Raw genomic sequence first — 14,942 nt, 5'->3', positions numbered from 1 at the left:
CCGCGCGATTCCCGCTTTGCAGGGTGCGAGTGCCCGTCGCGATGACTGCCGGAGTGGTGCCGCCGTGAGCTGGTTCGTCGTCGGGGCGCGGCTTGCTCCGCAATCGCAGGCGGCGTGGGGTTACCGGGAATCCGGCCTCGCTTTGCGGCGTGCGAGTGGCCGTTGCCACGGCCACCGGAGTGGTGTCGCCGTGCGCGGCTCGGGTCACGGCTTGCTCCGGAGGCGGAGGCCGCGTGGGGTCGCGGAGAATCCGGCCTCGGTGAGGAAACCGGCGAAGGTGTTGCCGTGCACGGTTTCTCCGTCGACCCGGTCGATCACGAGTGAGTCGACGCGGCGGTCGCGCACCAGATCGGCCAGGGCGGTGGCCGCGGCCTGGCGGACGTTCGCGTCCTCGGTGAAGGTGAGCAGGGTTTTGCCGCCGCGCTCCAGATACAGCGCGAGTCCGCCGTCGACGAGCACCACGATGGCGCCGGCCTTGCGTCCGGGGCGGTGGCCCGCGCCCTCGGACGGTCCCTTCGGCCAGGGCAGTGCCGCGCCGTAGGGGTTTGCGGGATCGCTCGCCGCCAAGGCGAATGCGGTGCTCCGGTGTTGTCCACCGGTGCCGGGGCGGGTGCGTTCGGTGTCGAAGGAGCGCAGTCGGTCCACCACATCGGTGGTGGAGAATTGTGCGCCGCCCAGCGAATCGATGAAATAGCCGCGGCGGCAACGGCCGCGATCCTCGAATTCGGTGAGCACGCGGTACATGAGCGCGAATCCGCCCGGTACGCCCTCGTTCTGCACCGAGCCGCGGGTCAGCACGCCGTACCGTTCCAACAGTGTGTCGGCCGTTGCGTGGGCGCGCAGGGTGTTGTCCGCTACTCGCTCCGGCAGCAGCGACCAGCGGCCCGCGACGGCGGGCGGTCCGGATCGGGTGGGCATATTCGGTCGTGGGAGGTAGGCACGTCCGCGCGGTGCGCGCCGTGGTGTGCGATGGGCGGTGGTGGTCCGTGCGGTGCCCGAGAGCAGGGCGCGAACGGGTGCGAAGGTGTCACCCGAGACCACGCCTGCCCAGACGAGTTCCCACAATGCATCCGCGACTCTGGCGTCGTCGAGGAGTCCGGTGGCGTCGGAGAGTTGCCGGAAGAAGTACGCGCCGCCGCCGTGCAGGACCGGGGGGAGTCGCAGCGGCGAGCCGTCTCCGCCCGCTGAGCGGTTGGTGGTCACCGAGGTGCCCCGAGTCGCCGAATTGCCCGGCATCGCTGAAACATCCCGTGCTGCATCATCATCCAGCGATACGACCTGGCCTGATCCCGCGCCGGGCTCGGTATCGGTATCGATGGGCGTCCACGGGCCGATCGATGCCCCCAACGCGCTGAGCAGGCGCAGGTGTACCTCGGACAGTTCGATCTCGTCGGCGGGCGTCAGGGTGAACGGGGCCTGATCGGCCAGGTGCAGGGCAATCCAGCCGTCCTTTGCGGTGATCGCGCCGTGCCCGGACCAGATGACCTCACCGGTGGCCATCAACTCGTCCAACATGGCGGGTGAGTAGTCGCGCACCCGCGCGGGCAAAACCAGCGACTCCCATGCGGACGCGGGAATCGGTACTCCCGCAAGCTGTTCCACCACCGCCGCGACCCCGTCGACCCCGCGCAATTCACCGGTGCCGATGTGCTGCCAGGACGGCAGGAACCGGCCGAAAGCAGCTGTCGCGACCGGCTCGACCTCGTGCCGGGCGGCCGCGAGCGACCGGCGGCGCAATCGGCGCAGCACCTGGCTGTCGCACCACTCCGAGCCGCTGGCCGTGGGTGTGAATTCGCCCTCCACCACGCGCTTTTCCGCGACCAGCCGATGCAGTGCCGTCGCGGCGACCGCTGTGCCGAGTCCGAAACGGGCGGCGACGGCTTCGGTGGTGAACGGTCCGTGCGTGCGGGCATAGCGCCCGACCAGGTCTCCGAGCGGATCGGCGACCGGTTCGATGAATGCGGCGGGGGTGCCGATCGGGAGCGGTACGCCGAGCGCGTCGCGCAGGCGCGCGGCATCTTCCACCGCGACCCACCAGGTTCGTCCGGCGAACGTGACCTCCAGTGCGCGCTTGGATTTCACCAAGCCGGCGAACCATTCCGCCGGATCACCGGTGGGCTCTGCATCGTCGAGTTGAACGCCGACGCACCGCTGTGCGGCTTCCTCGGCAGTAAGCGGTCCGAGCAACCGCAACAGATCGGCCAGCCCCTCCGCATCCCGCGTCAACCGTTCGGGTGTGAGCCGCTGCAATTCCCGCTCGGTCTGCTCGATAACTGTGGCGTCCAACAGTTCCCGCAGTTCCACCCGCCCGAGCAGTTCGGCGAGCAGACTCGAATCGAGCGACAGTGCGGCGGCCCGACGTTCGGCAAGTGGACTGTCCCCGTCGTACATGAATTGCCCGATGTAATCGAACAACAGGGAGTTGGCGAATGGTGACGGCGTAGCGGTCTCGACCTCGACCAGTCGGACCTGGCGACGCGCCACCCGTCCGAGCAAATCCCGCAGCGACGGCAGATCGTAAACGTCGCGCAGACATTCGCGCACCGTCTCCAACAGGATCGGAAAGTCCGGAAACTTCCGCGCCACATCGAGCAACTGCGCCGACCGCTGCCGCTGCTGCCACAGCGGCGCACGCTTACCCGGATCGCGTCGGGGCAGCAGCAGTGCCCGCGCCGCGCACTCCCGGAATCGCGATGCGAACAGCGCTGATCCGCCGACCTGCTCGGTGACGATGTCGTCGATCTCATCGGGCTCGAACACGAAAAGCTCGGCACCGGGCGGATCGTCGGTGGTATCGGGCAGTCGCACAACAATTCCGTCGTCGGAAGCATTCGGCGCGACGTCCACGCCGAACCGCTCCCGCAGCCGCGCACCGATCGCCAATGCCCACGGTGCGTGCACCGGCAGGCCGTACGGCGAATGCAGCACCAACCGCCAATCGCCGAGCTCGTCGCGGAAGCGCTCGACGATCAAGGTCTTGTCGGTGGGCAATTGTCCGGTGGCAGTGCGTTGTTCATCGAGTAGCGTCACCAGATTCGTGGTGGCATTGTCGTCGAGGCCCGCGCCACGCAGGAGTGCGTCGACTGCTGGATCCGTTGCGGAGCTTTTCTTTCCATCGGTGTCGGGATCCGCACCCTTCGGTGAGTGCGCACCGGCCTTGCGAATGAATTCCCCGAGCGCCGCACCGAGTTCGGCGGGGCGACCGAGTCCGTCACCATGCCAGAACGGCAACCGCCCCGGCTGCCCGAATGCGGGTGTGACCAGCACCCGGTCGAAGGTGATCTCCTCGATGCGCCAGCTGGTCGCGCCGAGGGCGAATACATCGCCGACCCGCGATTCGTACACCATCTCCTCATCGAGTTCACCCACCCGCGAGGCCTTTTCACCGACCATGTAGACCGCGAACAGGCCACGATCCGGGATCGCGCCACCCGAGGTCACGGCCAGCCGCTGCGCACCTGGCCGACCGGTGAGCGTGCCCGCGTCGCGGTCCCACACGAGCCGGGGCCGCAATTCGGCGAACTCGTCGGACGGATAGCGACCGGCGAGCAGATCGAGCACCGATTCATACGCCGACCTGGGCAGCGAGGCGTAATTGCCGGTGCCGCGTACGGTTTCGAACCAGGCGTCGACATCGATGGGCTCGAGCGCGCAGGCCGCGACGGTCTGCTGGGCCAGGATGTCCAAGGGATGTGTCGGAACCTGCAGTGCCTCGATCTGCCCCGTCGTCATCCGCTGTGACGCGACCGCGCAGTGGATGACATCGGTGCGATGCTTCGGGAACAGCACCCCGCGCGAGATCTCACCGACCTGGTGCCCGGCCCGCCCGACCCGCTGCAACCCACTCGCCACCGACGGCGGCGCTTCCACCTGCACCACCAAATCGACCGCGCCCATATCGATTCCGAGTTCGAGACTGCTGGTGGCGACAACGCAGCGCAGCCGTCCGCTCTTGAGATCATCCTCGATCAGCGCCCGCTGCTCCTTGCTCACCGAACCGTGGTGCGCCCGGGCCAGCAGCGGATCCGCGCCGTGGATCACTTCGGTGGACGCACCGAGTTGGGCGGGCGGTTTGTGCCCGCCGCGCGCGTCAGGCCCGGAGGAGGCAGCTTGCGTAACCACGGAGGGGCCCGCGCGCGGCGTATCAGACACGGTCTCGACAGCCTCGCCCACTCGCGCGGCATAGGCCTCGTTGAGCCGCGCGGTCAGCCGCTCGGCCAGCCTGCGCGAATTCGCGAAGACGATCGAAGACCGGTGGTCCAGCACCAGATCCACGATCGCCTCGTCCACATGCGGCCAGATCGACCCGGGCTGATCGGAATCGCCCGGTTCGGTCATGTCCGCGATCGGTACACGCACGGACAGATCGAAGGTTTTCGGCGCGGGTGGCGAGACGATCGTGATCGGCGCGTTTCCAACCAGGAAGCGCCCGACTTCCTCGGGCGGGCGCACTGTTGCCGAGAGCCCGATCCGCTGTGCGGGCCGCTCGGTCAGCAGATCCATCCGGGCCAGCGACAGCGCCAGATGCGCGCCGCGCTTGCCGCCCGCGATGGCGTGCACCTCGTCCACGATCACCGTGCCGACATCGCTCAGCGTCTCCCTGGCCGCGGAGGTGAGCATCAGGAACAGTGATTCGGGCGTGGTGATCAGAATGTCGGGCGGTGTCCGCTGCATCGATCGCCGGTCCGCCGGACTGGTATCGCCGGACCGAACGCCGACGGTGATCGTTGGCGGGTCCAGGCCGAGCCGCTTCGCGGTCTGGGTGACCCCGACCAGCGGCGCGCGCAAATTCCGTTCGACGTCCACCGCCAATGCCTTCAATGGCGACACATAGAGCACCGAGGTGCCGACCTTGCCTTCGGGCTTCGGCCGGGTGGCGAGTTGATCGATGGCCCACAGAAAAGCCGACAGCGTCTTACCCGAACCGGTCGGCGCGACGACCAAGGTGTGCTCACCTGCGGCAATGGCCTGCCACGCGCCCAGTTGCGCGGCCGTGGGCGCGGGAAACGCGCCGTCGAACCACTCCTGGGTCGCGGTGGAGAACTGGGCCATGGCATCAGTGTGCACCCGGGCACCGACAACCGGCAGCGGCGGCCGGAATACCTCGAGCCGGGCAAATGGCTCACGGCCCGAGCGAAGGGGTGGCAATCGAAGTACGGCCGCCAGCGCCGCACCGTACGCTTCCAACCGTGCAAAAGGTGCTCAGACTCGACCTGGTCAGCCATGGCATGACCGAGGCGATGCGAAAGGCACGTTTTCCAGTAGACGAATCGCTGACCGAGGCCGGTCGCCGAGCAATCGCGGCGTATGGCCGCCTGACCGCCGCGCGCGTGCTCACCGGACCCGAACGCCGGACCGTCGAAACGGCTGCGCTGATGGGACTTCCGGGCGAGGAGGACGCCCGGCTGCGCGATCTGGATGCCGGCGCGTGGCGCGGCGGCGAACTGATGTCGGTGCCGCAGGATGAGCTGTATGCCTGGCTGACCGACCCGCAGTTTCGTGGTCACGGTGGCGAATCCGTGACCGATGTGGTCGAGCGGACCAGGTACTGGATGGCCGAAATCGCCTCCGAGGGCATGTCCACCATCGCGGTCACCCATCCGGCGGTGATCCGCGCGGCGCTGCTGGTGACCCTGGACGCGCCGCCGAAATCGTTCTGGCGGATCGACATTCCGCCGGGCAGCGTCACCCGGCTGCACTACCGCGGCGAATGGACGTTGCACTTCACGGCGTGACAGCGTGTCTGACACCCATTGCACGGGTTATCTGACACCGCCCTTCCCGGGCGTCGTCGGTTCACGTCACGATCGTGGTGTGAACGTCGGTTTCCGCGTCTTCCGGGCCGGTTTCACCTGCACCCGTAGGGTGCCGGTCAGCGCCTTCCCGTCGGCGGACATTGGTGACCCGGCCTCCTGCTTGGGGGTCCGGGGATCGAGGAGGGTCCTGATGGGTCGCCGCCCAAACAGCGAGGTTGACTGCGGCGTTGTGGTCGCGGTCGGCGTGGTACCCGCACCCGCAGGCGAATACGCGATCCGCCAAGGTCAGAGCGGCGTTAACGGTGCCGCAGGCCGCGCATCGTTTGCTCGATGGGTACCAGCGGTCGGCGGTGGCGACGATGCCGCTGCGCCATTGTTGTTTGTAGCGCAGTAGCCGTGCGAATTCCGCCCAGCCGACGTCACTGATCGCGCGAGCTAGATGCCGGTTGCCGAGCATGCCGGCCACGTGCAGGTCCTCGATGACGAGCCGGTCGTGGGTTTTGACCAGCCCGCCGGTGACCTGGTGCAGGAAGTGGCGGCGGGTATTGGCGACTCGATGGTGGTGGCGCCCCAGGCGGGCAGCGGCGTCTCGCCAGTTGCGTGATCCTTTCTTCTTCCGCGATAACGATTTCGCCAGTCGTCGCTGGTTCGCCAGCCCGGCGGCCAACGGTTTCGGTGGGTCGTCGATGCGGGTGACTTCGGTGCCGTCTGCGGTGGCGGCCACTGCGAACGCCGACAGCCCCCGGTCGACACCGACCCAGCCACTGTGGTCACCGATGTCGCGGGGCGGGTGGTGGTGGGCCGGATGCAGGTCGGCAGCTTCGGTGGCCACGCTGATCCACCAGCGGCCAGCCCGCTGCGACACCGTGGCGTACAAGATCTTCGCGCGTCGGTTCGCGAGCAGGCGGCGCAGGCGGCGGGTGTCCTCACGCACCCGGATCGCACCGAGTGTGGGCAGAGTCACCGACCGCGGTGCGTCGTCTCCGATGCGGATCGTGGGGCGCTTGCCCTTGGGGTGCTTGTTGCGCAGCCGAAACGATGGGGTCGTGTCGTTCTTCTTCTTGAACCGGGGAAACCGGATCCGCTTGCCTTTTCGCTTCCCTCTGCGGGAGTCTGTCCACGCGGCCAGAGCGCGTCCGAAGTCGGCGGCGGCTTCTTCGAATACCTGCTGGCACACCTCGGTTCGCCACGCCAGCCCGGTTACCCGGACCTCGGCGGCTCCAGCAGTGTCGACAGCGATCACGCGCCCTGCGGCTTCGGTTTTCTTCCACGTGTTGAACGCGTTGATCAAATCGAACCGGGTCCACGGCACAGGGTGTTCCGGATTGGTGGTGCGGTGGGTGAGCGCGGTTTTAACCGTGCTCAGGCACTGGTTGAACGCGAACCGCGCCGCTCCGGCCTGCCGGGCGAGCACGGTTTGCTGCTCGACCGTAGGGTCGAGGCAGAACCGGAACGTCGTGTGTCTGGCCATCGCGGGCAGTGTGGCATACGTCACCGACAAGTGAACTAGTACAGCCGATCTCGCGGTGATGGGCCCGAATTTCATGGACGGCCGCCGCCGTGTCGAAACCTTCGAACACAGTCTGCGCAGCACCCGCCGAGCGCTGGAACAAGGAGTCTTCGCGTGAATATTCTCGGTCACGGTTATCCGGATATCGACCTGAAGGGCGCGCGGGTGCTGATCACCGGCGCGGGCCGCGGCATCGGACAGTCGACCGCGGAACTGTTCGCGGCCGAGGGCGCTGAAATCGCCATTGCCGATGTCGACACTGCCGCAGCCGAATCCGCCGCTGCGGCTATCGGTGCGCGCGCCTATGAGCTCGACGTCCGTGCCCGCGACCGGTGGGACAAGGTCGTCGCCGACTTCGGCGCGGTGGATGTTCTCGTCAACAATGCGGGTGTCATGCCCGCTGGCGCGTTCCTCGACGAGCCTGACGCGGTCGGCCGCGCCACGATCGATATCAACGTCTGGGGCCTCATCCACGGCATGCGCGCCGTGGTTCCCGGCATGATCGAGCGCCGCCGCGGCCACGTCGTCAATGTCGCCTCGCTCGCGGGCAAGATCCCGGTCGCGGGCCTCGCCGTCTACAACGCGAGCAAATTCGCCGCCGTAGGCCTGTCCGCCGCAACACGTTTGGAGTTCGCACCGCAGGGTGTCAGCGTCAGCTGCGTCATGCCCTCGGCCGTCCGCACCCGTCTCTCCTCCGGCCTGGCGCTCGGCAAGGGCATGCCCACCGTTGAGCCCGAAGACGTCGCCGCCGCGATCCTGCAAACCTGCGAAACACGCAAGGCCGAGGTAGCCGTCCCGAACTACCTGGGCCCCATCGACATAGCCCTGGCCGTCGCCCCCGAACGCGCGGTCCGCCTCGTTCGCCGACTCCTCGACGGCAACCGCGCCCTGCACCCCGCCGACTCCGAAACCCGCGCGCAATACGAACAGCAGGTCCGTTCGATCACCGAATAGCCGAAACTTATCCACAGCCTCGTGGTCGACTTCCTCGACAAGATGCCTTACGCGCACTCGGCTGGATCGTCAACCGCTGAGCCTGGCAAGACCTGGACCACCCGGCCCGATGGCTGCGCCGCCTGCGCTCCGCAGCCGAAATCGCCCGCCCACGCCTCGGTACTCGCTGTATATGAACCGACCGGGTAACCCGTCTCCTAACCGGCACTCCATATGCGGGTGCCGGGTGCGGAAACGGGGTGCCCGGTGGGCGCGGCTAGAGCTGTGGGGGCTCGATGCCGAGGTCGTGCAGGCTGTTTCGGTAGAGCTCGACGTTGGCGAGTTTGATGTCCTCGTAGCCGCGGACCATGTCGGGGAGTGCGGCGGCTCGGGTGGCGCGGTCGTAGTCGGCTGGGGCGAGGTCGGTGGCCAGGGTGGTCACCATTTCCGTGTAGTGGGCGAGCAAGGCGCGTTCGACGCGGCGGACGTGGGCGTAGCCGAAGGGGTCGAACTTGGTGCCGCGCAGGCGCTTTCCCTTGGCGAGAACACGCAGGGCGAAGCGACTCCGGGGGCCGAGGCCGATCTTCTTCTTGCGGCCCATGGCGCGCAGGATCGGCGGGTGCAGGCGGTAGGTGAGGTCGGCGCCGTCGGGGAGTTGCTCGCTGACCTGGTCGAGGAAGGCGGGGTCGGTCAAGCGGCGGGCCACCTCGTATTCGTCCTTGTATGCGGTGAACTTATAGAGGCCGCGGGCCACCTGCTCGCTGAACTCGGTGCGATCGGTGACCCGTTGCTCTGCCTCCCAAATGCGTTGCACGGTGCGGATGTAGTCGCGCGCGACGCGTACGCCTTGGAAGCCGATCAGTTCGACGGCACGAAGTTCGAGCAGCCGCCTGGTCTCACCTGTCGCGGTCACGCCGTCGAAAAGGTCTGCCGGAATGGCGATCTCGGCGCGCTTGTGCGTCTTTCGCGCGGTGACAGCGGCGAACTCGTCCGGCCGCGCGATCGCCACCCGACCCCATCGGAATGCCGCGATATTGGCATGCACCGCAACGCCATTGATCTCGATGGCCTCCTCGATCGCCGACGCGGGTATGCGCAGGCCACCGATCTGGTAGGCGGCGCCGACGAGCAGGAAGTTGGCGCCCGCGGTATTGCCGAACAGCACCTCGGCCGCGGCCAGCACGTCGAACGATCGCACCGAACGCGACACCTGCTCCAGCCGGGAAAGCAGTTCGCGCTCTTCGGGATACGCGACGGACCTGTCGTAGACCATTTCGCCGGTCGCGGTCTTGCTGGTCGACGCGACGGACAAGGTGGTCTGCTTCGACCCGTAGGCCAGATTCTTGTTATCGGTGGCGGCGAGCAGGTCGAACGCGATGATGCAATCGGCCGACCCCGGGGTGAGGCGGTTCGCCGGTTCCAATTCGCCACTCGCGAAGCGCAGGTGCGATACGACCGGTCCGGCCTTCTGACTCAGGCCGATCTGGTCCAGACTCGCCACCTCGTACCCGGCGCGCAACGCCGCGGTCGCAAGCACCTGGTTGACCGTCACGATTCCGGTGCCGCCGATACCGGCGAGGAATACGTTCTGGGTCGTCGCCGGTGCATCGTTCGACAGGTCGGGCAGTATCGGCGGCACGGGGCGTCGAGTTGCCTTGCGCTTCTCGGCTTTCGCGGGAAGCTCGACCGTTACGAAAGCGGGGCAATCGCCGTCCATGCAGCTGTAGTCGGTATTGCACGAGGTCTGATCGATACGCGTCTTGCGGCCGAATTCGGTATCGACCGGCTGCACCGAGAGGCAGTTGCTCTTGACGCCGCAGTCGCCGCAGCCCTCGCAGACCGCCTCGTTGATGACCACCCGGGTGCGCCGGACCGGCAGCGTGCCCCGCTTGCGCTGACGGCGCGCGTCGGCGGCGCAGTGCTGGTCGTAGATGAGCACGGTCACGCCGGGAATCTCGCGCAGGGTGCGCTGGGCTTCGTCGAGCCGATCCCGGTGCCAGAGCAGGGTTCCGGCGGCGAGGTCGCGCTTGCGGTACTTCTTGGGTTCATCGGCGCAGATGATGATCTGCCGCACGCCCTCGGTGGTGAGTTTATGGGTCAGCATGGGTACCGCGAGCGCGCCCTCGGCGTCCTGCGCGCCGGTCATCGCGACGACATCGTTGTAGAGCAGTTTGTAGGTGAGATTCACGCCCGCGGCGATACACGCCTGCACCGCGAGTTGTCCGGAGTGGAAATACGTTCCGTCACCGATGTTCTGGAACAGATGCGGCACCGAGGTGAACGGGGCTTGCCCGATCCACTGCGCACCCTCGCCGCCCATCTGGGTCAGCCCGGTCACCTTGCTGTCTTCGCGGCCGGACATGGTCACCATGGTGTGGCAGCCGATGCCGCCACCGGCGATCGACCCTTCCGGCACGGCGGTGGACCGGTTGTGCGGACAGCCGCTACAGAAGTAGGCGGCCCGCTTCGCAGGCAGAACCGCAAGCGACAGTGGTTGCGGCAAGGGACGTTTCATCTCCAGCCGACCCTGTAGCGCGCGGCGCAGCGGTGCCACGATCCGACCCGAAGTCAGCTCGCCGTCCTGTGCGAACAGCGGCCGGTTCTCGGCATCGCGCTTACCGATGATCTGCGGTGCATCGGAAGTGCCGTACAGGATTTCGCGGATCTGTGTTTCGATGAACGCGGTCTTGTCCTCGACGACAACGACCCGTTCCAATCCCGCGGCGAACTGCCGGACCTGTTCGGGTGCAATGGGATACGGCATGCCGATGCGCAGCAGTCGGACCCCGGCGCGACGCAGTGCGTCATCGTCGACGCCGAGATCGATCAGCGCCTGGCGCACGGCGTCGAATGTGGTTCCGGTGGCGGCGAGGCCGATGTGGGCGCGCGCCGGATTCACTTCGATGACGTCGAGTTCATTGAGTGCGCTGTAGGCCTGCACCATCTTCCAGCGCGGCCCGTACAGATCGGCCTCGGCGAGCACGCTGTCCGTCGGCGCGGCCATCGGCCGCTGGAGGTAGGTGAACGGCCTGCCCTCCCATTCGATCTCGGGGACGGTGATGTCGATATCGCCGACCGAGCCGTCGACTGTCCACGCGCCGTCGGCGACATCGGCGACGATTTTCAGCGCGACCAGGCATCCCGATGCCCGCGAGAGCGCGACACCGTGCAACCCCATCGTGATGATCTCGCGGGCGTTGCGCGGGAACAACACCGGAATACCCATTGCGGCCAGCGACCGCTCACTCACCGCAGGCACGGTCGAAGACTTTGAGGCTGGATCGTCGCCGACCAGCAACAGGACACCGCCACGGGCATTCGCGCCGTACATATTGGCGTGCCGCAGTGCGTCCGTCGCTCGATCGAGACCGGGACCCTTGCCGTACCAGACTCCGACAATGCCGTCATGCGTCGCCTCGCCCGCGGGCAGATCCGCTTGGCTGCCCCACACCGAGGTCGCCGCGAGTTCCTCGTTCAATCCGGGGACGAACGAAATATCGTGCTCGGCCAACACATTCGGCATCCCATTGAGCATCTTGTCCACGCCGCCGAGCGGGCTGCCCTGATATCCGGATACGAAGGTGCCGACCCGGCGTCCGGCGCGCAGATCGCGAACATGCTGCTCGACCAGCTGTCGAGCAATCGCCTGGACGCCGGTGAGGACAACGGTGCCCGCGCCGACGCGGTAGCGGTCGGCCAGGTCATAGGGGGCTGGGATCAGTTCGCGGTCCGCGAGCTCGGTCATGTAGTCCACCCGTCCGCGAGGCACCGATCGGGCGCTTCGCTTCGTTGAGCATTTCTAGCCGTCATCCTGTACTTGAAGAGCTGAACGCACAACTGATGTGCAACACGTTGAGCAGACTGCTCAATTTCAAGCTCATCTGATGGGCACGAGCTGTGCAGGGTGCGCGGTGAAATGTGACCCCGGCCACGCGAGCCGGAATGAACTGCATAATGCCACCGGAGTCACCCGGGCAAGTTCGTCCGCGCCCTGCGAGTTCACGCGCCAGCCGAGTCCGGGGCTCAGGCAAAGTTCGCGGCTCGCCAGGTGAGTTCATGCGCGTTGGGGGACTCGTGTGTACCCCGCGAATTCGCGGGCGAGGTCGGGCGGGCCGATGAATTCGTGCGGGCAGCGCGAGTTCATGCGGAGCAGGTGCGTTCGCGACCCCGGTACCCCTTGTGGGAACTGGGCACCCCTTGCATGGGGTGCCCAGTTAGAAGGCAGGATTTCCGATACGCCCCATCACGGTGTGCGGGGAGGCTCGGGTGCGCCGCATCCGCACGGCGCCGCGGTGGTGGCCGGGAGTTACAACCAGGCGGCTACTCCGCCGTGGTGGGAGCAGGTGCCGGAGCGGTGTTGGCTGTAGCTGTAGGTGCCGTCGGTGCAGCGGGCGGTGGCTCCGGGCGGGGCGGCGGGTGCGGACTGGGGGCGGTGGACACATTGGTTGTCCGAGTTGAGGTATGAGTCGTTGCCGCAGCTCTGCTGGGATTGTGCGAGTGGGGCGGCTGCTACAGGCGGTGCCGAGGCGATCGGCGCAGGCGGCACGGGGGCCGCCGCAGGTGGTGCCACCGAGGTGGTCGGCGATGCGGTCGTCGGAGCTGCCGTGGTCGTGGTCGGCTGCGGCGACGTTGTCGCCACCGGTGTCGAGGTGACCTCGGACGTGGTGATCGACGCCGTCGCGGCGGTGATGCCGGGGCTGCTCGACTGCGGCGCGCAGCCGCTGAGCAGCAGTGTGAGCGCACCCGCGAATGCGAGTCCGGTGCCGACGAGAGTGTTGAAGCGGTTACTCATGTTCCCCTACTGAGACGCTGCCAGGCCGGTCTATAGGTTTGGGTGCCTGGGCTACTCGCTCAATCGGCCTGGCTTACACCCCGTTACCGACACTCCCGGCGACTCGCCGCACAGCGCGCTCGACGAAAAAACGTCCAGGCCAGTCGGTTTGGAACCGACCAGCCTGGACCACCAGTGGCAGGGGCAGGATTCGAACCTGCGACCTCTGGGTTATGAGCCCAGTGAGCTACCTAGCTGCTCCACCCCGCGTCGTACGAGCAACGTTACGTCGATGCGGATCGTCCGCGCGAGCGATTATTCGCGTCGCCGCACATGCGTGCGCGGCGGGCAAAGTTCCGCGCCGCGCACTATTCGGCGCGGTCACCGTTCACCGCGACGCCATCGCCGAGGCACGCGCCGCAAGTCAGGACAGTTTGTGGCTCAGCCGAATTGGATGCCCTGCGCCAATGGCAGCTGATCGGAGTAGTTGACGGTGTTGGTCGCGCGCCGCATGTATGCCTTCCACGAGTCCGACCCGGATTCTCGCCCGCCGCCGGTCTGCTTCTCCCCGCCGAACGCGCCGCCGATCTCCGCGCCGGAGGTGCCGATATTGACGTTGGCGATGCCGCAGTCGGAGCCGTCGGCGGCGAGGAAGCGTTCGGCCTCGCGCTGGTCGGCGGTGAAGACGGCCGAGGAAAGGCCTTGCGGCACACCGTTGTGCAGGTCGATGGCGGCGTCGAAGTCGCGGTAGGTGAGCACGTACAGGATCGGTGCGAAGGTTTCCTCGCGGACCACGGCGGTCTGGGCGGGCATGCGCACAATCGCGGGACGCACGTAAAAGGCGTCGTCGCCGAATCCGTCGACTCGCTCACCGCCGCAGACCAATTCGCCGCCGTCGGCAAGCGCACGATCGATCGCCGCACGCATCCCTTCGTAGGCGCGGCCGTTGATCAGCGGGCCGACGAGCACACCGTCGTCGAGCGGGTTGCCGACGCGCAGTTGCCGATACGCCCCGGCCACGCGATCGAGCAGCGGCCCGACGACATCGGCGTGCACGATCAACCGACGCAAGGTCGTACAGCGCTGTCCGGCCGTACCCGCCGCCGCGAATACGATGCCGCGCGCCGCCAGCTCCAGATCCGCTGTGGGTGTGACGATCGCGCCGTTGTTACCGCCCAACTCCAGCAGGCAGCGCCCGAACCGGGCGGCCACCCGCGGTGCCACCGTGCGGCCCATCCGCACCGAACCGGTCGCGCTCACCAGCGCCACCCGCTCGTCCTCGACCAGCCGGGACCCGACCTCCGCGCCACCTTGAATCAGTTGATGCACTTCGGGATCCGCGCCGACATCGGCCGCCGCGCGGCGCAGCAGCGTATGGCAGGCCAGCGCCGTCAGCGGTGTCGTCTCCGACGGCTTCCACACCACCGTGTCGCCGCAGACCAGCGCGAGGGCGGTATTCCACGCCCACACCGCGACCGGGAAGTTGAATGCCGAGATGACCCCGACCACGCCGAGCGGATGCCAGGTCTCCATCAGCCGATGTCCGGGCCGCTCCGAGGGCATGGTCTTGCCGTAGAGCTGGCGCGACAGACCGATCGCGAATTCGCAGATATCGATCATCTCCTGCACCTCGCCGACGGCCTCCGCGCCGATCTTCCCCGCCTCCAGGGTGACCAACTCGCCGAGTTCGGCCTTGTGCACGGTGAGCAGTTCGGCCAGTCGCCGCACCACCCCGGCCCGTACGGGAGCGGGTACGGTGCGCCAGTCGCGGAAGGCCGCCGCCGCCCGCCCGATCGCCGCGTCCGCGGCGTCGAGGGAATCGGCGGGCAGGGTCATGAGCCTGCCCCCGGTGATCGGCGTCCGTGCGGGCAGCTCGCCCGCGGCCGGTGTCGGCGCGCCGATTGTGCGCAGCAGTTCGGCCGCCCGGGTTGCCAGGTTCTCGGTCAGGTGGTCGTCGAGCGTATCTGTCATC

The 14,942-nt window shown here is 67.5% G+C and carries 7 protein-coding genes, 1 tRNA gene and 1 pseudogene; 3 read left to right on the top strand and 6 right to left on the bottom strand.

All coding sequences use genetic code 11. The features are described 5' to 3' along the window. Positions 1-204: 204 nt before the first annotated feature. Complete coding sequence (locus ACZ60G_RS23745; protein WP_465812328.1) at positions 205-5,052, bottom strand: ATP-dependent helicase; 4,848 nt, start codon at positions 5,050-5,052, stop codon at positions 205-207. 137 nt (positions 5,053-5,189) lie between these two features. On the opposite strand from ACZ60G_RS23745, the gene ACZ60G_RS23740 reads away from it, so the two are divergent. After that, positions 5,190-5,735, top strand: a complete 546-nt coding sequence (locus tag ACZ60G_RS23740) for a histidine phosphatase family protein (RefSeq protein WP_063038784.1) — start codon at positions 5,190-5,192, stop codon at positions 5,733-5,735. A 61-nt stretch (positions 5,736-5,796) separates the two neighbouring features. Here ACZ60G_RS23740 and ACZ60G_RS23735 read toward each other — a convergent pair whose 3' ends face one another. Next, on the bottom strand, positions 5,797-7,227 hold the full coding sequence (locus tag ACZ60G_RS23735; protein WP_465812327.1) for an RNA-guided endonuclease InsQ/TnpB family protein: 1,431 nt from the start codon (positions 7,225-7,227) through the stop codon (positions 5,797-5,799). 46 nt (positions 7,228-7,273) lie between these two features. On the opposite strand from ACZ60G_RS23735, the pseudogene ACZ60G_RS23730 reads away from it, so the two are divergent. Both ACZ60G_RS23730 and ACZ60G_RS23725 read left to right on the top strand, forming a co-directional pair. Further along, positions 7,274-7,384 (top strand): annotated as a pseudogene (locus ACZ60G_RS23730) (patatin-like phospholipase family protein); the annotation flags it as partial. Beyond that, complete coding sequence (locus ACZ60G_RS23725) at positions 7,381-8,220, top strand: SDR family oxidoreductase (protein ID WP_465812325.1); 840 nt, start codon at positions 7,381-7,383, stop codon at positions 8,218-8,220. The pseudogene ACZ60G_RS23730 and the gene ACZ60G_RS23725, both read left to right, overlap by 4 nt. Positions 8,221-8,476: 256 nt before the next feature. On the opposite strand, the gene ACZ60G_RS23720 is transcribed toward ACZ60G_RS23725, so the two are convergent. From ACZ60G_RS23720 to amaB, 4 genes are all read right to left on the bottom strand, one after another. Then, positions 8,477-11,944, bottom strand: a complete 3,468-nt coding sequence (locus ACZ60G_RS23720) for an indolepyruvate ferredoxin oxidoreductase family protein (RefSeq protein ID WP_465812323.1) — start codon at positions 11,942-11,944, stop codon at positions 8,477-8,479. A 561-nt stretch (positions 11,945-12,505) separates the two neighbouring features. Then, positions 12,506-12,991, bottom strand: a complete 486-nt coding sequence (locus tag ACZ60G_RS23715) for a DUF3761 domain-containing protein (protein ID WP_465812321.1) — start codon at positions 12,989-12,991, stop codon at positions 12,506-12,508. Between the two features lie 175 nt (positions 12,992-13,166). Further along, positions 13,167-13,240, bottom strand: a tRNA-Met gene (locus ACZ60G_RS23710). 171 nt (positions 13,241-13,411) lie between these two features. Next, on the bottom strand, positions 13,412-14,941 hold the full coding sequence (amaB, locus tag ACZ60G_RS23705) for an L-piperidine-6-carboxylate dehydrogenase (RefSeq protein ID WP_465812319.1): 1,530 nt from the start codon (positions 14,939-14,941) through the stop codon (positions 13,412-13,414). Position 14,942 lies beyond the last annotated feature (1 nt).

This window comes from Nocardia sp. NPDC102475 (assembly GCF_055584605.1).
The sequence above is the reverse complement of the archived record's forward strand: the minus strand, read 5'-3'. Positions and strand labels throughout refer to the sequence as shown.